The sequence below is a fragment of the Verrucosispora sp. FIM060022 genome, assembly GCF_003977705.1.
Taxonomy (GTDB): Bacteria; Actinomycetota; Actinomycetes; order Mycobacteriales; family Micromonosporaceae; genus Micromonospora; species Micromonospora gifhornensis.
Window position 1 is genome coordinate 242,251 of sequence record NZ_RQIV01000007.1, and the last position, 18,240, is coordinate 260,490.

21 protein-coding genes and 1 pseudogene are annotated in these 18,240 nt (G+C 71.2%); 6 read left to right on the plus strand and 16 right to left on the minus strand.

The genetic code is table 11. The features are described from left to right. Positions 1-2: 2 nt before the first annotated feature. Positions 3-461, minus strand: coding sequence for an Lrp/AsnC family transcriptional regulator (locus EG812_RS20160; RefSeq protein ID WP_013736542.1), 459 nt, complete (start codon positions 459-461; stop codon positions 3-5). A gap of 59 nt (positions 462-520) precedes the next feature. Here EG812_RS20160 and ddaH point away from each other — a divergent pair, with 59 nt between their 5' ends. After that, positions 521-1,354, plus strand: a complete 834-nt coding sequence (ddaH, locus tag EG812_RS20165) for a dimethylargininase (protein WP_193386280.1) — start codon at positions 521-523, stop codon at positions 1,352-1,354. A 55-nt stretch (positions 1,355-1,409) separates the two neighbouring features. On the opposite strand, the gene EG812_RS20170 is transcribed toward ddaH, so the two are convergent. Together EG812_RS20170 and EG812_RS20175 are read right to left on the minus strand one after the other, a co-directional pair. Further along, positions 1,410-2,606, minus strand: coding sequence for an ABC transporter substrate-binding protein (locus EG812_RS20170; RefSeq protein ID WP_043722387.1), 1,197 nt, complete (start codon positions 2,604-2,606; stop codon positions 1,410-1,412). Between the two features lie 78 nt (positions 2,607-2,684). Then, a complete protein-coding gene (locus EG812_RS20175; RefSeq protein WP_126712463.1) occupies positions 2,685-3,482 on the minus strand; it encodes an alpha/beta hydrolase family protein in 798 nt (265 codons plus the stop codon). A 98-nt stretch (positions 3,483-3,580) separates the two neighbouring features. On the opposite strand from EG812_RS20175, the gene EG812_RS20180 reads away from it, so the two are divergent. Further along, positions 3,581-4,186: a bacterial proteasome activator family protein gene (locus tag EG812_RS20180; RefSeq protein WP_043722382.1), complete on the plus strand. Its 606-nt coding sequence runs from the start codon at positions 3,581-3,583 to the stop codon at positions 4,184-4,186. Positions 4,187-4,225: 39 nt separating this feature from the next. On the opposite strand, the gene EG812_RS20185 is transcribed toward EG812_RS20180, so the two are convergent. The 3 genes from EG812_RS20185 to EG812_RS20195 all read right to left on the minus strand — a co-directional run bounded on the left by EG812_RS20185 (position 4,226) and on the right by EG812_RS20195 (position 6,784). Further along, positions 4,226-5,041: an HAD family hydrolase gene (locus tag EG812_RS20185; RefSeq protein WP_013736537.1), complete on the minus strand. Its 816-nt coding sequence runs from the start codon at positions 5,039-5,041 to the stop codon at positions 4,226-4,228. Then, positions 5,041-5,862, minus strand: coding sequence for an HAD family hydrolase (locus tag EG812_RS20190; RefSeq protein WP_013736536.1), 822 nt, complete (start codon positions 5,860-5,862; stop codon positions 5,041-5,043). The genes EG812_RS20185 and EG812_RS20190 overlap by 1 nt, the downstream gene beginning before the upstream one ends. Positions 5,863-6,082: 220 nt before the next feature. Continuing rightward, a complete protein-coding gene (locus tag EG812_RS20195) occupies positions 6,083-6,784 on the minus strand; it encodes a hypothetical protein (protein ID WP_126712464.1) in 702 nt (233 codons plus the stop codon). Positions 6,785-6,968: 184 nt separating this feature from the next. Between EG812_RS20195 and EG812_RS20200 the strand changes: the two genes are divergently transcribed. The 3 genes from EG812_RS20200 (at position 6,969) to EG812_RS20210 (ending at position 8,654) form a co-directional block, all read left to right on the plus strand. Beyond that, positions 6,969-7,400 carry an OsmC family protein gene (locus EG812_RS20200; protein ID WP_013736534.1) on the plus strand — a complete coding sequence of 144 codons (432 nt, stop codon included), beginning with the start codon at positions 6,969-6,971 and terminating at the stop codon, positions 7,398-7,400. A 135-nt stretch (positions 7,401-7,535) separates the two neighbouring features. Further along, entirely contained in the window at positions 7,536-7,880 is a 345-nt protein-coding gene (locus EG812_RS20205) for a metallopeptidase family protein (RefSeq protein WP_193386341.1), read from the plus strand. Between the two features lie 57 nt (positions 7,881-7,937). Next, positions 7,938-8,654: an AIM24 family protein gene (locus EG812_RS20210; protein ID WP_013736532.1), complete on the plus strand. Its 717-nt coding sequence runs from the start codon at positions 7,938-7,940 to the stop codon at positions 8,652-8,654. Between the two features lie 6 nt (positions 8,655-8,660). On the opposite strand, the gene pheA is transcribed toward EG812_RS20210, so the two are convergent. The 4 genes and pseudogenes from pheA to EG812_RS20230 all read right to left on the minus strand — a co-directional run bounded on the left by pheA (position 8,661) and on the right by EG812_RS20230 (position 11,786). Further along, positions 8,661-9,617, minus strand: a complete 957-nt coding sequence (pheA, locus tag EG812_RS20215; protein ID WP_126712465.1) for a prephenate dehydratase — start codon at positions 9,615-9,617, stop codon at positions 8,661-8,663. Positions 9,618-9,744: 127 nt separating this feature from the next. Further along, positions 9,745-10,209, minus strand: a pseudogene (locus EG812_RS20220) (hypothetical protein); the annotation flags it as partial. Positions 10,210-10,419: 210 nt separating this feature from the next. Further along, entirely contained in the window at positions 10,420-10,878 is a 459-nt protein-coding gene (locus EG812_RS20225) for a hypothetical protein (RefSeq protein ID WP_013736529.1), read from the minus strand. A 173-nt stretch (positions 10,879-11,051) separates the two neighbouring features. Next, on the minus strand, positions 11,052-11,786 hold the full coding sequence (locus EG812_RS20230) for a hypothetical protein (RefSeq protein ID WP_126712466.1): 735 nt from the start codon (positions 11,784-11,786) through the stop codon (positions 11,052-11,054). Between the two features lie 163 nt (positions 11,787-11,949). Here EG812_RS20230 and EG812_RS20235 point away from each other — a divergent pair, with 163 nt between their 5' ends. After that, entirely contained in the window at positions 11,950-13,149 is a 1,200-nt protein-coding gene (locus tag EG812_RS20235; RefSeq protein ID WP_043722366.1) for an arginine deiminase, read from the plus strand. A gap of 67 nt (positions 13,150-13,216) precedes the next feature. Here EG812_RS20235 and EG812_RS20240 read toward each other — a convergent pair whose 3' ends face one another. The 6 genes from EG812_RS20240 to EG812_RS20265 all read right to left on the minus strand — a co-directional run bounded on the left by EG812_RS20240 (position 13,217) and on the right by EG812_RS20265 (position 18,112). Next, positions 13,217-14,101 carry a DUF5926 family protein gene (locus EG812_RS20240; protein ID WP_126712467.1) on the minus strand — a complete coding sequence of 295 codons (885 nt, stop codon included), beginning with the start codon at positions 14,099-14,101 and terminating at the stop codon, positions 13,217-13,219. Positions 14,102-14,171: 70 nt separating this feature from the next. Next, positions 14,172-14,585 (minus strand): ATP-binding protein, encoded by a 414-nt coding sequence (locus EG812_RS20245; RefSeq protein WP_013736525.1) that lies wholly within the window; start codon positions 14,583-14,585, stop codon positions 14,172-14,174. Between the two features lie 68 nt (positions 14,586-14,653). Further along, positions 14,654-15,904, minus strand: a complete 1,251-nt coding sequence (locus tag EG812_RS20250) for a sensor histidine kinase (RefSeq protein WP_013736524.1) — start codon at positions 15,902-15,904, stop codon at positions 14,654-14,656. Positions 15,905-15,953: 49 nt separating this feature from the next. Then, entirely contained in the window at positions 15,954-16,745 is a 792-nt protein-coding gene (locus tag EG812_RS20255; RefSeq protein ID WP_013736523.1) for a glycerophosphodiester phosphodiesterase, read from the minus strand. Between the two features lie 6 nt (positions 16,746-16,751). Further along, positions 16,752-17,087, minus strand: coding sequence for a rhodanese-like domain-containing protein (locus tag EG812_RS20260; protein WP_043726098.1), 336 nt, complete (start codon positions 17,085-17,087; stop codon positions 16,752-16,754). A 59-nt stretch (positions 17,088-17,146) separates the two neighbouring features. Then, positions 17,147-18,112: an LCP family protein gene (locus EG812_RS20265; RefSeq protein WP_502697205.1), complete on the minus strand. Its 966-nt coding sequence runs from the start codon at positions 18,110-18,112 to the stop codon at positions 17,147-17,149. Between the last annotated feature and the right edge of the window lie 128 nt (positions 18,113-18,240).

The window sequence follows — 18,240 nt, forward strand, 5'->3', positions numbered from 1 at the left end:
GGTCAGCTGATCGACGGGCCGACGCCGGGGGACTCGACAAGTCGGGACAGCACGATGGTGCTGCGGCTGGAGGTCACGAAACTTTCCGCCCGCAACCGCTCCAACGCCTGCTCAAGGTGGGCGATGTCGGCGGCCCGCAGATGCACGAGCGCGTCGGCCTCCCCGGAGACCGTGTACGCCCCGACCACCTCGGGATGGCGGCGCACCGCGGCGCCGATCTGTGCCGGGGTGGTGCGGCCGGCGCAGAACAGCTCGACGAACGCCTCCGTGGTCCAGCCGACCGATGCCGGGTCGACGATGGCGGTGAATCCCCGGATGACCCCGGCGGCACGTAGTCGGTCCACCCGTCGCTTGACGGCCGGAGCGGAGAGTGAGACCCGGGTGCCGATGTCCGCGTACGAGGCACGGGCATCAGCGACGAGCAATGCAATGATTCGCTGGTCAACCGCGTCGATCTGCAACGTTTCGCCCCTGACAAGCAATGGTCGTGGCTGTTACGAAAGTCTGAGCCTACCTACTCTTGGTGACCGTGGACCAGCAGCGAGTGCCGCGAAAGCGGACATATCTCATGTGCTCACCGGAGTATTTCGCGGTCGAGTACGCGATCAACCCGTGGATGGACGTGACCAGGCCGGTCGACCCGGAGTTGGCCGTCAAGCAGTGGGACCGCCTGCGGGAAACCCTTGTCGGTCTGGGGCACGAGGTGCACCTGCTGGCACCCGAGCCCGGACTCCCCGACATGGTCTACGCCGCCAACGGCGCGTTCAGCGTCGACGGAACGGTCTACGGGGCCCGGTTCAAGCACCATCAGCGCACCGCCGAGGCGGCTGCCCACCGGGCCTTCTACGAGTCGCAGGGCTGGCGGTTCATCGCGCCGAACGAGACGAACGAGGGCGAGGGCGACTTCGCGTACCTGCCGGAGGCGCACGGTGGGCTGATCCTCGCCGGGTACGGATTCCGTACCGAGCTGGCCGCGCACGCCGAGGCGCAGGAGGCGCTGGGCCGTCCGGTGATCTCGCTGCGGCTGGTGGACCCGCGCTTCTACCACCTGGACGTGGCCCTCGCCTCGATCGACGACGGCAACATCGTCTACTACCCGGGCGCCTTCTCCGCGGCCGGTCAGAAGGTGCTCGCCCAACTCTTTCCGGACGCGGTGCTGGCGGAGGCCGAGGACGTCCTCGCCTTCGGACTCAACCTGGTAAGCGACGGCGCGAACGTGGTGCTCAACAGCGAGGCGACCCGGCTGGCCGGGCGACTCAAGGCGGCCGGCTACACGCCGGTGCCGGTGGAGTTGGCCGAGCTGAAGAAGGGCGGCGGCAGCGTGAAGTGCTGCATCGCCGAGTTGCGGCACTGAACGGACGACGAGCGGGGTGGCCGACCCTGCTCGTCGTGGGGGCGAACCGGGGTGGTCAGCCCAGCGTGGCCAGCTCGCTGACCATCACGTTCGACAGCACCTGGCCGTCGTGCTGAACCTCCCGCAGGTACCACTTCTGCTGCGGGGTACGCGGCTGGTTGAACTGCCAGGCGCCGCGCGGGCTGTCGATCTGACCGATCCGGCCCAGCGCCAGGTTGACCGTCTGCGGGGTGGGGTCCTCGCCGGCCAGGCGGATCGCCTGGTCGAGCACCTTCGCCGCGTCGTACGAGGCCATCGCGTAGGTGGTCGGCGAGGCGCTGTGCTTCTTGCGGTACGCCGAGGCGAACCGGCGATTGGCGGCGTTGTTCAGGTCGGCGGAGTAGTTCAGCGCGGTGCGGATGCCCAGGGCGTCGTTGGCCGGCCGGACGCTGTCCAGCACGGTGCCCTCGGTGAGGAACCCGGGAGCGTAGATGCCGCCCTGGAAGCCGGCGTCGCGGAGCTGCATGATGAACTCCGCCGCCGCCGGGCCGGAGTAGAAGCAGAAGACGACCGACGGGTTGCGGCTCAACGCGCGGTCGATGTCCCGGACGAAGGCGCCCTTGCCCGGGTTCGCGTTGTTGGTGGTGAAGACGACCTGATCCGCGATGCGCGGGTCGGATTCGCCGAACTCCTGGCGGAAGCCGAGCAGCACGTCGTCTCCTCCGACGGCCGACTCCGGCATGACGATCGCCACCCGGTCGTCGGGGCCCAACACGTCCCGCAGGTAGCGGCCGAGTGCCCGGCCGGCCTCGTCGAGCACGTACGAGGTGCGCCAGATGTAGACGACGCTCTGGAGGCTGGAGGGTGAGGCGTTGGAACCGATCAGCGGCACCCGGGCCTGCTCGATGGTGTCCCGGATGCCGAACATGACCGCCGAGGAGGCGACTCCGGTCAGTGCGAGCACGCCCTGTTTGAGCAGCCCGTCGACGGCGGCCTGACCGGACTTGACGCTGTCACCCTCGTCGGCGACGAGCAGGTTGACCGGATGGCCGCCGAGTTGGCCCTCGTTGAGGTCCAGATAGAGCTGGAAGCCGTTACGCAACTCGTCACCGACGGCCTTGCCCGAGCCGGACTGCGGTGCGACGAGCCCGACCTTGACCGGACTCTTCGGCTTCGCGGGCTCCTCGGTGTCCGAGGCACATCCGGCGGCGAGGCCGCCGGCGCCGAGCGCGGCCAGCATCTGGAGTGCCCGCCTACGGTTCATCTGCGACACCGGGGTTCCCTTCGGATGTGCTGCCGGGGCCTCCCGCCCCTCCGGCGTTCTACCTGCTTAGCGACGCTGCGTCAATGGTTAATGATCTTCGACTAGAGAACGGAACGCGGCGGTAACCTGCGACCAGGCCGGAGACTCCGGGTCGATGAGCCCGAAATGTTCGCAGTCGGGCAGCTCGACAAGGTGCATATCCGCACCTAGTGCCTGTGCGCCCTGCACGTACGCCCTGCTCATGTGGACCGGAACGTGCTGATCCAGGGTGCCGTGAATCACTACCGTCCGTGTTGACGGAGGTGGGGTGGCTCGTGGGTCCGCGACCTCGTAGCGATCGGGCACATCGGCCGGCCCACCACCCAGCAACGCCGCCACCGCGCCCGCGTCCAGATCCAGCCGGTACGCCTCGGCCAGGTCGACGACCGGGGCGAGCGCGAGCACGCCGCCGACGTCCTGCGGTGAGCGCGTCGCGGTGTGCAGCGCGAGATGACCGCCGGCCGAGTGGCCGACCAGGATCGGCGGCACCGGCGCGACCTGACCGGGCAGCGCCGCAGCGGCCAACCCCGGCAGTGCGGACACCCCGGAGCGGACGTCGGTCAGCGTGCCGGGCCAGCCACCACCGGGTTGCCCGGTCCGGCGGTACTCCAGTTGCGCGATCGGAAAGCCGAGCCGGGCCAGCCCGACGGCCAGCGAGTCGGTGTGCCGCCGGTCGTACTCCACGCGCCAGAAACCGCCGTGCACCACGATCACCAGTGGGCGGGGCGGGGTCGCGCCGGGCGGGCGGCGCAGATCGGCGACCTGATCGGGATGCTCGCCGTAGGCGACGGTGAGGTCCGGCTCAGGCGCGGGTCGGCTGAGCACGGCGCGGGGATCGGGCGACATCGGCCGACGGTAGCGCGGCTGGTCGGCGGCCGACCGGACGGGTCCATTGCACCTTCTCGGCCGGGCCGGCGGGCGGCGACGGGGACGGCTGAGTCAAGATGGATGCCATGACCGAAGCGCGTACCGCTGGACAGAACGACGAGCCTGGCCGGGACGGCACCGGGCACTCGGGCACCGTGGTGGTGGTCGGCCCGGACGGCCGACCCGTCGGCACCGTGCAGACCGACGACGGCCAGGGTGAGGACCCCACTCGCCTGGTCGAGCAGCCGGCAAAGGTGATGCGGATCGGCAGCATGATCAAGCAGCTGCTGGAGGAGGTCAAGTCCGCGCCGCTGGACGACGCCAGCCGGCATCGGATGCGGGAGATCCACGAGCGGTCGATCGTCGAGCTCAAGGAAGGGCTGGCGCCCGAGCTGCGCGAGGAGCTGGAGCGACTCTCGCTGCCGTTCACCGAGGACCAGGCCCCGACCGAGGGTGAGCTGCGGATCGCCCATGCCCAGCTGGTCGGCTGGCTGGAGGGGCTGTTCCACGGCATCCAGGCCGCCCTGGTCGCCCAGCAGATGGCCGCCCGGGTGCAGTTGGAGCAGATGCGCTCCGGCCGGCAGGCGTTGCCGAGCGGGCCGAGCGGAGCGGCCCTGCCGGGAATGCCCGGCCTGGGCCAGGTGCCCGGCGGTGAGGGCCACAGCACCGGCCAGTACCTTTGACGATCGCTGCGGGGTGCGGCGTGCCGCGCCCCGCAGCCGTCAGTCCACCCCGAAGACCTTCTCCAGGTACGCCGCCACCCCGTCGACCGAGTTCGCCGAGGTGACCTCGTCGGCGATCTCCCGTACGGCGGGGTGCGCGTTGGCCACCGCCACCGCCCGGCCGGCCCAGGTCAGCAGGGGTACGTCGTTGGGCATGTCGCCGAAGGCCAGCACCTCGTCCGCCTCGATGCCGAGCCGGTGGCAGTACCACGCGAGGCCGGCCGCCTTGGTCACCCCGGCCGCCGAAATCTCCACCAGGCCGGAGCGCGAGGAGTGGGTGGCCTCGGCCAGTCCGGCGAGGGCAGTGGCGACCAGCTCGGTGAACCGATCGGGATCCTGCTGCTCCTCGGCTCGTACCAGCAGTTTCACCGCCGGCAGCGAGTGCAGCTCGTCCGGAGTCGTCACGACCCGGATCGCCGTGTCGTCGGCGTCCCAGCGCATCGGGTAGTGCGCCTCGTGCCGCATCTGCCGGCTGTCGGCGATCTCCACCGCGAAGCTCACCCCGGGCACCTCGGCGCGCAGCCGGCGGGCCACCTCGGCGAGCAGTTCGGGGGCCAGCGGATCGGCGCGCAGCACCTCGTCGTTGACCGGGTCGTAGACCACCGCACCGTTGGCGCAGACCGCGGGCACCGGCTCGGCCAGCTGGTCGTACACCAGTTTCAGCCAGCGGATCGGTCGGCCGGTGACCAGCACGACGGGCGTGCCCCGGGCGGAGATCCGGGCCAGCACCTCGGCGGTGTGGGCGCTGAGCGTCGCGTCGTCGCGCAGCAGCGTGCCGTCGATGTCGCTGGCGACCAGGCGTGGAAGTGCCTCCATCACCTGGACAGTAGCCGGTCGAGGTAGACCGCCACCCCGTCGTCGTCGTTGCGCAGGGTCACGTCGTCGGCCACGGCACGCAACTCGGCGTGAGCGTTCGCCACCGCCACCCGCGCCCAGCCGGCCCACTCGAACATCGGCAGGTCGTTCGGCATGTCACCGAAGACCAGCACCTCGGCCGGGTCGACGCCGAGGCTCTGCGCCACCACACTCAGCCCGGTCGCCTTGTCCACCCCCGACGGGCTGATCTCGATGAAGCCGAGCCCGGCCTGGGTGAGCGCGGCCAGGTGCGGCGGGATGATCTGCCTGGCGACCGCCAGCAACTCGTCGACATGGTGGTCGGCGGTCCGCGCGAACGCCTTGATCACGTCACCGGCCAGGCACTCGTCGCGGGTGCGTACCTCGAACCGGTCCTGATACGGCCAGGCCGGGTGGTAGTCGCCCCACAGGGGCGCGTCGTGCTCGTCGGACGCCTCGACCATCACCGTCAGCGGGCCGACCGCGGCTTCCAGGTCGGCCAGGAGGGTAGCCAGCACCTCGCTGGAGAGCCGTTCGTCGCGCAGCACCACCGGCCCGGCCGGGTCGCTCTGGTCGACCACCCGGCCGCCACCGGCCATCACCAGGAAGTCCGCCGCGCGGATGTCGTTGCGGGTCAATTCGGTCAGCCGCGGGCCCCGGCCGGTGGCACCGACCACCGGAATCCCGGCCGCACGCACCCGGTCCAGAACCTCATGGGTGTACGCCGACACGGTGTCGTCGCTGCGCACGAGCGTCCCGTCGAGGTCGGTGGCGATCAGCTTGGGCAGGCCCGGGCGGGTCATTTCTCCTCCTTCGCCCACCGCCGTCGCAGCCAGCCGTTTCCGGTCGTCAGGTGGCGACCCGGCGTGACGGCGGGCAGCAACCGTACCTCGTCGAACGGGTCGCAACCACGGCTTCCAGGCGAATCGGATGCGGCGAGCGGAAGGGCTGCTGCTTAACGTCCGGTGGCCCGCTCAACGTGCGGTGGTCTGCCGGGGCGGCGTGGGGCACCGGTCAGTCGGCTCAGGGCTCGCGGGCGAAGGGCACGGTGGGGGTGACGGTGATGTCGATCGGCCGCCCGCCCTCGTCGGTGTCGGTGTCGTCGATCTGGCGGTGGGGGCGGGGCTGACGCCGACCCGGCTCGCTTGTCGCACCCTCGGGCCTGGTGGTGGTGCGGGCGAGGGCGATGGCGAACAGCAGGACGGCGGCGAAGGCCGCGACCAGTCCTCGCCCCAGCTCGACTGCGAATCCGTCTTCCGTGGAGTAGGCCAACGCCGCGCGGCCGCCGCCGTCTTCGAGGGCGACGGCGGTGGCCACCAGCACGGCGACCAGACCCACGGCCAGGGCGAGGCCGGCGACCCGGGCATTGGCGCGTACGTTGTCGGTGCCGCGCAGCGCGAGGGCCACCGAGACGCCGAGCATCAGCATCCCGACCAGGTAGCCGACGCCCAGACCGCCGATCTCGGACACGTTGCTCGGCAACTCGATCCGCTCGCTGCCGGTGGGCAGGGTGACGGTGACCCATTCGCCGAGCAGGGAGGCGAGGGTGGCGGCGACACCGAGCCCGACGAGCAGCAGCGGTACCCGGTGGTCGTGGCCGAGGCCGCCGAGGGCCGAGCGCCACCGACTCGTGCTGGTGGTCTTCTCGTCCTCCGTGCCCCACTCAAGGACGCTTGTGCTCTCGGAGCGGTCCTCCTGGCGGGGAATGGGGAGGTCATGGGTCACCGCTGCGCCTCCTTGTGGCCGGGCTGCCTGCTCGTGGCCCTGCTGCCTGCTCGTGGCTTGGCTGCGTGCCCAGGGCGGGGTCTGTGACGAATTCTGGCACAGCCCACCTCTCCCGTCGGGGAACGTGGACGCAGCTGGCGGGGTCGGTCGCCCGGCGGGTGCGCGTTCGGCTAGCGTCAGCTGCATGCCTATTCGTACCGCTTCCGCACGCTGGCAGGGCAACCTCCCCGAAGGGTCCGGCACCATTCGCACGGGCAAGGGTGGACTGGAGGGCAACTACTCCTTCAAGTCCCGCTTCGAGGAGGGTGAGGGCACCAACCCCGAGGAGCTGATCGGCGCCGCGCACGCCGGCTGCTTCTCGATGGCCTTCTCCAAGGCCCTCGCCGACGCCGGCACGACGCCGACCTCCGTGGAGACCACCGCGAAGGTGCACCTGGACAAGACCGACGCGGGCTTCACCGTGACCCGCATCGCGTTGGAGACCGTCGGTGTCGTTCCCGGCATCGACGAGGCACGCTTCGCCGAGCTGGCCGAGACCGCCAAGCAGAACTGCCCCATCTCCCGCCTCCTCTCCCCCGGCGCCGAGATCACCCTCACCACCCACCTCTCCTCCTAACCCACCCCCTTTGACCGCCGCGATCTTGCACTTTCGGTCGACTGGTTGAGGCTTACGTCCCGTTATGCGGCGACGAAAAGTGCAAGATCGCGGGGTGGGGGTGGGTTGGGGGTGGGGGAGAATGGTGACGTGGCGGTGGAGATGGAGCGGGAGCGGTTCGAGGAACTGGTGGGGGAGGCGCTGGACGAGGTTCCGGAGGAACTGCTGGCGCTGATGAGCAACGTGGTGATCCTGGTGGAGGACGATCCCCCGCCTGGGGAGGATCTGCTCGGCCTGTACGAGGGGCACGCGTTGACCGACCGGGGGTGGGACTACGCCGGTGTCCTGCCGGACCGCATTCTGATCTACCGCAACCCGATCCTGCGGATCTGTGAGACCGAGGACGACGTCGTCGAGGAGGTGGCGGTGACCGTGGTGCACGAGATCGCCCACCACTTCGGCATCGACGACGAGCGCCTGCACGACCTCGGTTGGGGTTGACGGTTTGCGCAGCTGACCTATCGTCTCGACCAGTCCCGGCCGAGTACGGAGGAAGACATGCGCAGCGAACTGTTCTCAGCGGCGAACCTGGAGCAGGAGTCCGCACAGCCCGGCATGCGGCTCCAGAACTCCAAGATGCTCAAGATCGAGCTCAATGGCGAAATGCTGGCCCGCGTCGGTTCGATGGTCGCGTACCAGGGACATGTGCAGTTCCAGGCGCTCGGCTCCGGCGGACTGGGCAACTTCCTCAAGCAGAAGCTCACCGGCGAAGGCGTGCCGCTGATGAAGCTCACCGGCCAGGGTGACGTCTTCCTGGCCGACTTCGCCAAGGACGTGCACATCATCGACCTCGAACCGGGCGACGCACTGTCCATCAACGGCTCCAGCGTGCTGGCCTTCGACCCCAGCCTCCAGTACGACATCAAGATGGTCGGCGGGGCGGGCATGGCCTCGACCGGCCTGTTCAACTGCGTCTTCACCGGCCACGGCCGGATCGCCGTGACCACCCGGGGCACCCCGGTGGTGCTCGCCGTCGACGCGCCCACCTATGTGGATCCGCAGGCGGCGGTCTGCTGGTCGGCCGGCCTGCAGACCGGCTACCACCGGGCCGACCAGCTCGGGTTGGGCACGCTGCTGGGCCGTACCACAGGCGAGGCGTACACGATGAGCTTCGCGGGGCAGGGCTTCGTCGTCGTCCAGCCGTCCGAGGAACCGCCGATCATGGGCAGCGGTCAGCAGGATCAGGGCGGCGTGCTCGGCGGCCTGTTCCGCTGAGCCGACTCAGCTCAGCTCGCCGGCCCTGAGCCGGGCGAGCCAGGCCGCGGCGTCGGCGTAGTCGGCGTCGGAGAGACCGGCCGGGGCGGGCACCGCCTGCTCGCCCTCGGCCCCGCTCCACCGGTGACGCGGATAGGAGCCGAGGAAGCGTACGTCGGCGCAGACCCGCCGTAGCCCCTGGAGCGCCTCGCCCAGCCGGACGTCGGCGACGTGGCCGGTGCAGTCGAGGAAGAAGACGTACTCCCCGAGGGCCTTGCCGGTCGGCCGGGACTCGATCCGGCTCAGGTTCACACCCCGGACCGCAAGCTCCATGAGTACGGACAACAGCGCGCCGACCCGGTCGTGCGCGATGTACACCGCAAGCGTCGTCACGTCGTCGCCGGTCGGAGGCGGTGGTGGACCCGGCCGGGCGACCAGGGCGAACCGGGTCACCGCGTCGGGATGATCGGCGATCTTGTCAGCGAGCACCGCCAACCGGTGTCGCGTCGCGCCCACCGGAGCACAGATCGCCGCGTCGTACTCACCCGTGGCCGCGCCGGCCGCCGCCGAGCCGTTGGAGAGTACGTCGATCACTGTCGCGTCCGGCAGGTACGTCCGCAGCCAGCCGCGACACTGCGTGGACGCCTGCGGATGAGCGGCGACGGTGCGAACCGCCGACAGTTGAGTGCCCGCACGTGCACCGAGGACGAACTCCACCGGCAGGATCACCTCGCGGGTGATCACCAACGGCTCGCCCTCGGCCAACTCGTCCAGCGTCACCCCGACGGCGCCGCCGATCGAGTTCTCCAGCGGGACCAGCGCGGCGTCGGCGTCACCGGCGCGTACCGCGTCCAGCGCCTCACCGACGCTGCGGGCCGGCGTACGCGTGCCCCGCTCGGCCGCGGGCAGGGTGCGCAACGCCTGCTCCGCGAAGGTCCCCTCGGGACCGAGGAAGGCGAAGCGGGTCGGCGGTGTTCCCGGCATGGCGTCCAGCCTACGCACCCGGTCCGGGTGTGGTGGTCGAAGGCGTCGCAGCGGGCGTCGTCGGCAACGGCGTCGGTGTGGTCGGGAACTGCGTCGGCAACGGCACGGTGACCGGGGCGTCGTCGCCGCAGGCCAGCCTACGGACGCCGGGCGGCGCGGTGACCCGTACCTCGACCGAGCACACGTCGGTGCCGGCGGTGACCAGCCGTAGCGCGCCCGCCTGCCGGCGGGTGACCACGTGCAGCGGCTCGTAACCGGTCACGTCGAGGGCGGTGAAGTGCCAGTCCGCGGCGCACAACGGGCCTTCGCTGACCTTGACCTTCGCGTTGCGGGGCAGGAGGCCGGAGCGCCCCCGGACCAGATTGACGACGCCCTGACCCGACGGTTCGCCCCGGCAGGCCGTGGCGACCAGGCCGGCATCCGTCGTCGGAACGGCCGTGCCGGCGACGGGCGGTACGGCGACCGAGGGCGAGGGCGTAACGGGCCCGGAAGGGCTGGGAGTCGCCGTGGTGGTCGGCAATCCGGATGTGCCGCCATCGCGCACCTCGGGAGGCTCGCCACAGCCGGACAGCAGCAGCCCGGTCAGCGCCAGGACACCGGCCGCCCAGCCGACGCGCGGGCGCGGGTCGGGGCGGGCCGGGCGACGGCCGGCAGCGGCGCGACGGAGGGGACTGGGCGGCACGGGAGGGATCCTCGGGGAACGCGGGGGCGTGCATGGGGTGGGCCCATGGTAGGAGGATCCGTTGCCGTGGTGGAAGACCGCACCGACAGCGGCCCGCGAGCCTGTGCCGGTGACGGGTGCTCAGACCTCGGAGAAGAAGGTCAGCGAGCCGGCGACGGCACCATCGGCGAGCACCGGGGTGGAGACCGCGTCGACTGTCGCGTCGGGCCCACCGACGGTGGCCGACTCGATGCGTAACAGACCTCGGGCCAGCCGGCCCGAGGTGAGCGCGAGCAGCGGTGGGATCTTGTCGATCTCCGGCTCGGTCAACTCGCCCCGGTTGGCGGTGAAGTCCAGCAGGCGCAACCCGCCGTCGAGCAGCGGCAGGCCGATCAGTTCCTCCGGCGTACCCAGACAGAGCAGCTCACAGCCGGCGGCGGAGACGGCCACCACCCGCGTCTGGTCGTCGATCAGCAGGCACGGCTCGTCCGCGCTGGACACCGTCGCCGACCAGCGACCGATGTTGTCGCACTCCTGCTCTGTCGGTGTCCCCGTCGTGGGCGCGAACACTTCCGAGAGCGAGAGTTCGACGTGGGCCACCGCGCCTCCTATGTACACCGACGGTACGTCCACGCTAGCCGGTCATCGCGGCGACCGCCGACCGTGCGTCGCGCATCGGGTCGTCGGTGGGATCGGTGTCCCGGTCGGCAGCTGAGCCGGCCGGGACGAATACCGAGCCGGGACAGCCCGGCCGCGTGGCGTCGTGGCAGACGTTACCGGTGGGTGGCCGCCTTGTCAGCGGCCGTTCGGCCGTCCTCGTACCACCGGTAGTCCGCCGCCGGCTGGTGTCCACCGGTGGTCCAGGTGCTGGGATGCTGGGCCACCCGGGAAAGCTTCTCCGCCGTGGCCGGACTGATCCGGTTGCCGCCCGCGACGAGCAACCTGTCGAGTTCCCGGTGCGTGGCCATCAGGCAGTCCTTCGGCAGGCCGTAGACGCTGATCACGCCGGAGCCGACGAAGTTCAGCACCGGCGTGACCGGAATCGGATGGCCGACAGCTGCGGTGAGCGCCTTGCTGGCTCGCCGGGCGTCCCGCCGGGCCTCCGTCACGTACGGCGGACGCTTGCCGTTGATCTGCACCACGTCACCGGCGACCAGTACGCGAGCCCGGCCGTGGTCGGCGATGGTAACGGCGAAAAGGCCGCTGGGACCGATGGCGAGGAACCCGGCCCGGTTGTCGTCGCTCTCGTCGAGCAGCACGTCGGCGGGGTCCATCCGGGGCCAGTCGACGACGTGCCAGGCCGGCCCGAGGTGACCCAGTTGGCCCAACGCGCGGGCACCGGCTGCCTCCAGCCGCCGTGCGCCACGCTCGGCCCGGCGACGCCGGGCCCACTCCAACGGGGACGGACGAGCGGCCACCCCTGCCGCCTCCGTCCGGGGGTGCGGTACCGCCACGGGCGGCAGTGCCCGGGTCGGGGGTACGGCTCGACGAGCGGGGAAGACAGTCATCGCGACCTCCGGCAAAAGGTCCCTCGAAGTTACGTTCTCACTACACTACGTTGCTGGTCCGGGTGGTCGGCAAGCCGGAGCGCCGGAATGACTGCGGATGAATGCCGTATTCATCCACAGCTGTTTTCCCAGATGCCGCCAAACCCTGCCCTACGCTGCGAGAGTGAGCCACTACGTGGACAGTGAGGTCGGTCGGCTCGGCAGCGTGCTGGTGCACCGACCGGGGCCGGAACTCGCCCGACTCACCCCACGCAACAACGACTCCCTCCTGTTCGACGCGATCCCCTGGGTGGGACGGGCACAGGAGGAGCACGACGGCTTCGCCGACGCGCTGCGCGCCCGCGGCGTCGAGGTGCTCTACCTGACCGACCTGCTCACCGAGACGTTGGCGGTGGCCGACGCCCGGCACGAACTCACCGAGCAGGTGCTCGACTCTCCCCGGCTCGGCGACACCCTGCGGGCCCGGGTCGCCGCCCACCTGTCGTACCTCGACCCGGCCGCCCTCGCCGGTGTGCTGGTGGCCGGTCTGGCCCACGAGGAACTGAGAATCGGCCGGGACCGCCCGGGTGGGCTGGTGTACACCCTGATGGACCGGCACGACTTCGTCATCGAACCGCTGCCCAACCTGCTGTTCACCCGCGACTCGTCGTTGTGGATCCGGGACCGGGTGGGCGTGACCAGCCTGGCCATGCCGGCCCGCCGCCGGGAGACCACCCTGACGGACGCGATCTACCGTCACCATCCGCGGTTCGCCAACACCGAGTTCGTCTACCGGCCCGAGCTGGAGCACCTGGAGGGCGGCGACGTTCTGCTGCTGGCGCCCGGGGTGCTGGCCGTCGGGGTGGGCGAGCGGACCACTCCGGCCGGTGCCGAGCGGCTGGCCCGTCGGGTCTTCGCCGCCGAACTGGCCCACACCATCCTCGTCGTGCCGATCGCCCAGGAACGGGCGACCATGCACCTCGACACCATCTGCACGATGGTCGACGTCGACGCGGTGCTGATGTACCCGAACGTGGCAACCTCGCTGTCGGCGTACACCGTGATCGCCGGTGCCGACGGCGACGACCCGCGGGTCGACGGGCCGGCGCCGTTCCTGCGGGCGGCGGCCGACGCGATGGACCTGGATCAGCTCCGGGTCATCGACACCGGTCTCGACCCGGTCACCGCCGAGCGGGAACAGTGGGACGACGGCAACAACACGCTGGCGCTGGCACCCCGACTCTGTGTCGGCTACGAACGCAACATCGAGACCAACGCGCAGCTGGAACGGGCCGGCATCGAGATCATCCCGATCGCCGGCTCCGAACTCGGCTCCGGGCGGGGTGGCCCCCGCTGCATGTCCTGCCCGCTGCTGCGGGGGTGAAAGGAGGGGCCCCTTCTTAACGCCTCAGGTAGAGGCGGGGCCCCCTGTTAACACCCCGCGCCCGACCTCAGCGCAGGGTGAGCTGGCGGCCGAGCAGACCCTGCCGGGACCGGCGGGCCGCCGCGTCGAGCGGGCCGGTCTCGGCGAGCGCCTCGGCGTACCGCTTGGCGAACCCGGCGACCGGCTCCTCCCAGTCGCTCGCCGGCACGTCCTCGGGCAGATCCCAGACCGGCACCAGTCGCCCGTGCGCGCGGAACATGCCCGCGAACTTGGTCGACTCACCCAGGGGCAGCGAGCCGGCCGCGCTCAGCCGTGCCAGGGCGTCCAGGGCGGCCTCCTCGTCCTCGGGCAGCACCCAGCGCACGTGCGCCTTCTCCGGCACCCGGCACCAGTACGCGGCAGGTGCGGCGGCCAACCGTACGGTCGGGTAGATCGCCGCGTTGGCCCGCTCCAGCGACGCCTGCACGGTCGGGTCGTCGACGGCCTCCGGAACCAGCCAGAACTCGAACCCCTCGTGCAGGGTGATCTCCAGCGGACCGTCGGCCAGGATGTCCTGCAGTCGAGGCCCGGGCCCGGGCAACGGCGGTACGGCGACCGGCGCGCCCGGTTCCGTCCGCAGCGCGCAGAGCAGCGACTCGGCCAGATCCCGCGACACGTCACCGGACTGCTGGTGCCGCTGGAGCCCGATGAAGACGCGCCCGTCCTGCCGGCTCATCGCCGGCGCGGCCATCGGCAGCACCGTGGCCAGCGTGATCGGGCGGTCGCCGTACTCCTCGGTCAGCGCCGGGGTGAGCCGCAGCGGCGCGGAGGCGGCGGGCACCAGCTCGCGCAGGGCGATCCACTCCGGCTCGTCGGCCAGCCCTTCGAAGGGGCGGGGCACGAAGACGTCGCGTACCCGCTCCCGCTTTGCGCTCGGAGTGGCCGCCCGCTGGTTCTTTCGACGCTTGCTCACGGCCAGACAGCCTAGAGGCCCCGGCGGCACCGCGTGGGCCGGACCCACCCCTGCCACCTTGGCGGGCCGTTCAGCCGGCGGGCACCAGGCCCGGCCGCTGCGGCACAGGATCGAAGTCGGCCCAGACGCTCTGCCCGAGACCGTCGCGTTCCACGCCCCACCGGTCGGCCAGCCCGGAGACGATGTGCAGGCCACGGCCGTCGGCCGCGCCCAGGTCGGCCGGACGGATCTGCGGACCGCACGCAGCCCCGCCGTCGGTGACCTGGAGCCGGACCTGGGTGCCCTCGGTCGTGGCGCGCAACCGCCAGGACACCCGGACCACCCCGCCGGGCAGCGGGTCGGCGTGCCGGACGGCGTTGCCCACCAATTCGGCCAGGACCGCCACCAGGTCGGCGAGGACCGTCGGGGGCACCACCTCGGCCAACTCGGTGGCGAGCCGGTGTCGGGCGACCCGCGCCCCGGTGGCGTGGTGCGGCACCACCACGCACCACGCTCGTTCGACAGCTGCGGTCGACACCTCTGCCCCTCTTCCGCCCCCGTTGTTCCCACCGGTCACCGGCAGGGCAGTCGCATCTCTGCGACCGTACCGCCGCCGGTCCTCGGTCGAAGGAATACCCATCCATTCTGCTGTTCAACGATCCGACGGACGAGATAGAGGCCCAGACCGGTGCCGGGATAGCGCCGCCGGTCGCCGGAGTCGCCCTGCCAGAACCGTTCGAAGGCGCGTTCGACGTGTTCCGGGCGGATGCCGATGCCGCGGTCACTGACCTGAAGGCTGACCGTCCGGCCGTCGGCTGCTGCGCTGATCTCGATGGGCGAGCCGGGTGGGGAGTACTTTCCGGCGTTGGTGACCAGTTCGGTGAGCACGGTGGCGAGGCTCTGCCGGTGCCCGACCGCCCGGGGCAGGTCGGCCGGCACCTGGAGCGTGGCGCGGCGGCGCAGGTCGGCCGGCAGGTTGGCGACGGCGACCCGGAGCGTCTCGGCGAAGTCGAACGGGGCCGGTGGGCCGTCGCCCGGCCACACCTCGGCGGCGGAGGAGAGCAGCCGGTCGAGCAGCCGGGCCAGTTCGTTCGCCCGTTGCCCGATGACCCGGGCCGCCTGCCGCCGGTCGGCCTCGCCGAGCGAGTCCCAGTGATCGTTGAGGGTGTCCGCGTACCCCTTGATGACGGTCACCGGGGTACGCAGCTCGTGGCTGGTGACGGCGACGAAGAGGTCGCGTTCGCGGTCGTGGCGTTGCTGGTCGAGGGCGTCTCGAAGGTCCGGCCCGTCGGCGCGGGTCGCGACCGTCGGATCGTCACCCTGCACCGGCAGGTGGCTGTGGTCGCCGTACATGTGCGCGATGCAGGTGCCGAGGTAGGCGACGACTCCCCGTTCCTCGGTGCTGGGTTCCTCGGCGTCGGCGGAGTAGAGGGCGTGCAGACTGCCGACGGTGTGCCCGCCGAGTTCCGCCCGGGACACGACCATTTGCAGCAGTCCACGGCCGGCCAGTTCGACGGCGAGTTGATTGGTCAGCTGGTCGGTCCGTACGCACCGCACGCGCGGCCCGGAGAGCAGGCAGGTGGTGGCCGGGTCGTTGGCAGGCACCGGCCGGCCGACGATCCACTCGGCGGCGCCGGTGGCGGCGATCACCCGCCCACCGCTCGGCGCGAACTCGACGAACGCCATGCCTGCCGCACCGAGGGCCGGCTGGGCCATCCGGAGCAGTCGGTTCAGGACCGGCAGACCCGCGTCACCGGAATTGATCATCTCGATGATGACGGTGTGCCCGGCGATGAGGGCCGAGTAGTCGGTGCGGTCCGGCATGACCCAGAGTGTGCCCCGCGATTCGTGTATCTGGGCACCCCCGAGTTGGTTACCGGGCCAATCGGGCGAGCGTGTGCGCCGGACGGTCGGTGATCACGCCGTCGACCCCGGCGGCCAGCACCAGGTCGAGGTCGTTCGGCTCGTTCACCGTCCAGACGTAGACCTGGTTGCCGGCTGCCCGCAGGGCGGGCACCAGCATCGGTCGGGCCCGCACCAGCCCGATGCCCGGACCGGCGATGCCGGCACCGAACGGCAGGCGGCCGAGGCGCAGCCAGCGCGGCAGCACCTCCAGCAGCAGCACCGTCGGCAGCGCGGGAGCAAGAGCCCGGATCCGGCGTACGGCCAGCGGGGAGAACGACATCACGGTGACCTGTACCGGGGCGTCCGGGCGCGGTTCGGCCAGCCCGTGGCGGCGCAGCAGGGCGACCAGTCGACGTTCGACGTCCCCGCCGTGGCGGGACGGGTGCTTGGTCTCCACCAGCAGCCGTACCGGTCGACCGGCGGCGAGGACCGCCTCCAGCAGCCGTTCGAGGGTGAGCAGCCGGGTGTGCGACTCGTCGAGCACCTCGTCACCGTCGGGCGGTACGCAGCCCGGGTGCCAGGAACCGAAGTCCAGGCTCTCCAACTCGGCGAGGGTACGGGTGCTGACCGGCCCTCGGCCGTTGCTGGTCCGTTCCAACCGACGGTCGTGTACGCAGACCAGGTGCCCGTCGCGGGTCAGCCGTACGTCGCACTCCAGCCCGTCGGCACCCTCGTCGAGCGCCCGCAGATAGGCCGCGAGGGTGTGTTCGGGCAGGTCGTGCGAGGCGCCGCGGTGCGCGAATACGAGGGGTGCGCCCATTGCGCCCTACAGAACCCGGCCCGGCTGCCCGTTGTCGGCGACCACCGGCCGTCCGGCGCTCGCCCAGTCGCCCATCCCGCCCGCGACGTTGCGGACCTGGTCCCACCCGTTGCGCATCAGGTACGCCACGACCTGGGCGGAGCGCCCGCCCGAGCGGCAGATGACGGCCACGTCGCGGTCGGTCGGCACCTCGGCGATCCGGGCCGGCAACTCCATCATCGGCAGGTGGTGGGCCTCCGGCGCGTGACCGGCGGCCCACTCGTCGTCCTCCCGGACGTCGAGCAGGTACGTGTCGTCGGTGATCTCGGAAACGGTCACGGTGGGTATCTGGGATCCGAACACGGGTACCAAGGGTAGATCCTCGGCGGGCCCGGCGAGGATCGACGCCACCTATGGCTCCGTCAGAGCTGGGTCACCCAGCGCGGATGCGCACCGGCCCACTGCGGCATCCGGGTGCCGCGGACCGCCTCGAACAGTCCCTCACCGCCGTTGTCGAGCAGGACGTAGGAGACCTGGTCGATGGTCTGCGGGTACGACGGCACCTGCACACCGCGCAGTCCGTCGGTGGAGAGCCCGCGCAGGGCGAGCAGCAGATCCTCCACCGGTACGCCGTTGGTGTCCACGGTCAACGACTCGCCGACGGCCCTGATGAGCTGGTGCATCTGGACGGGGTTGGTGCGCACCCGGGTCTCGCCCGCTCGTTTGAGCATCGCCGCCAGGAGTTGCTGCTGGTGGGTCTGCCGGTCGTAGTCGCCGCCGGGCAGGTCGTAGCGCTGGCGTACGTAGTCCAGTGCCTGAGCGCCGTCCATCCGCTGACAGCCGGGCTGGAAGACCCGGTTGGTGTGGATCGAGCGCACCTCGGTCCGTACGCACATCTCGACGCCGTCGAGCAGGTCGATGACGCTGCGTAGTCCGGCGAAGTCGACGAGGGCGGCACCGTCGAAGCGGATCCCGGTGAGCCGGGTCAGGGTGGTGGAGAGCAACTGGGCACCGGACTGGCCGCCCCCGCCGTACTCGTAAGCGGTGTTGATCTTGTCATCGCCGCCCGGCCAGCCGGCCGCGGCCGGGATGCTGACCAACAGGTCCCGGGGTACCGAGACGAGGTAGCCGTCGCGCAGCCCGGCGGGGACGTGCACGATGAGGATGGTGTCGGTGCGTTGCTCCGGACCGGTGTCGCCGGGACGCCGGTCCGAGCCGACGAGCAGGTAGTTGAGCGGTCCGTCCAGGTCGGTACGGTCGGTGCGGGCGGACGGATCGAGCAACTGCTCGTGGGTGATGGTGCGTTCGTACCGGTCGGCGAGCACCCGGAGGCCGACCACGGCGACCGCCGCCAGCAGCACCACCACCAGCCCGGCTCCGAGCAGCACGCGGGCCCAGCGCGGATGCCGGGAACCCTTCCCCGGCGGCCGCGTCCCGCCGTCGCGCACCCGACTGGCCGTGACGTCCCTCCCGCTAGCCCAACCTGAACACGTCTCATGTCAGGCTAGGAGAGGTT

What these genes read in the sequence shown, in the direction of transcription:
- EG812_RS20250 (WP_013736524.1), bottom strand. Translation starts at nt 15,904, where the DNA reads ATGCCGGACCGCACCGACTACTCGGCCCTCATCGCCGGGCACACCGTC.
- EG812_RS20180 (WP_043722382.1), top strand. Translation starts at nt 3,581, where the DNA reads ATGGATGCCATGACCGAAGCGCGTACCGCTGGACAGAACGACGAGCCT.
- EG812_RS20255 (WP_013736523.1), bottom strand. Translation starts at nt 16,745, where the DNA reads ATGGGCGCACCCCTCGTATTCGCGCACCGCGGCGCCTCGCACGACCTG.
- EG812_RS20230 (WP_126712466.1), bottom strand. Translation starts at nt 11,786, where the DNA reads ATGACTGTCTTCCCCGCTCGTCGAGCCGTACCCCCGACCCGGGCACTG.
- EG812_RS20210 (WP_013736532.1), top strand. Translation starts at nt 7,938, where the DNA reads ATGCGCAGCGAACTGTTCTCAGCGGCGAACCTGGAGCAGGAGTCCGCA.
- EG812_RS20190 (WP_013736536.1), bottom strand. Translation starts at nt 5,862, where the DNA reads ATGACCCGCCCGGGCCTGCCCAAGCTGATCGCCACCGACCTCGACGGG.
- EG812_RS20185 (WP_013736537.1), bottom strand. Translation starts at nt 5,041, where the DNA reads ATGGAGGCACTTCCACGCCTGGTCGCCAGCGACATCGACGGCACGCTG.
- EG812_RS20175 (WP_126712463.1), bottom strand. Translation starts at nt 3,482, where the DNA reads ATGTCGCCCGATCCCCGCGCCGTGCTCAGCCGACCCGCGCCTGAGCCG.
- pheA (WP_126712465.1), bottom strand. Translation starts at nt 9,617, where the DNA reads ATGCCGGGAACACCGCCGACCCGCTTCGCCTTCCTCGGTCCCGAGGGG.
- EG812_RS20200 (WP_013736534.1), top strand. Translation starts at nt 6,969, where the DNA reads ATGCCTATTCGTACCGCTTCCGCACGCTGGCAGGGCAACCTCCCCGAA.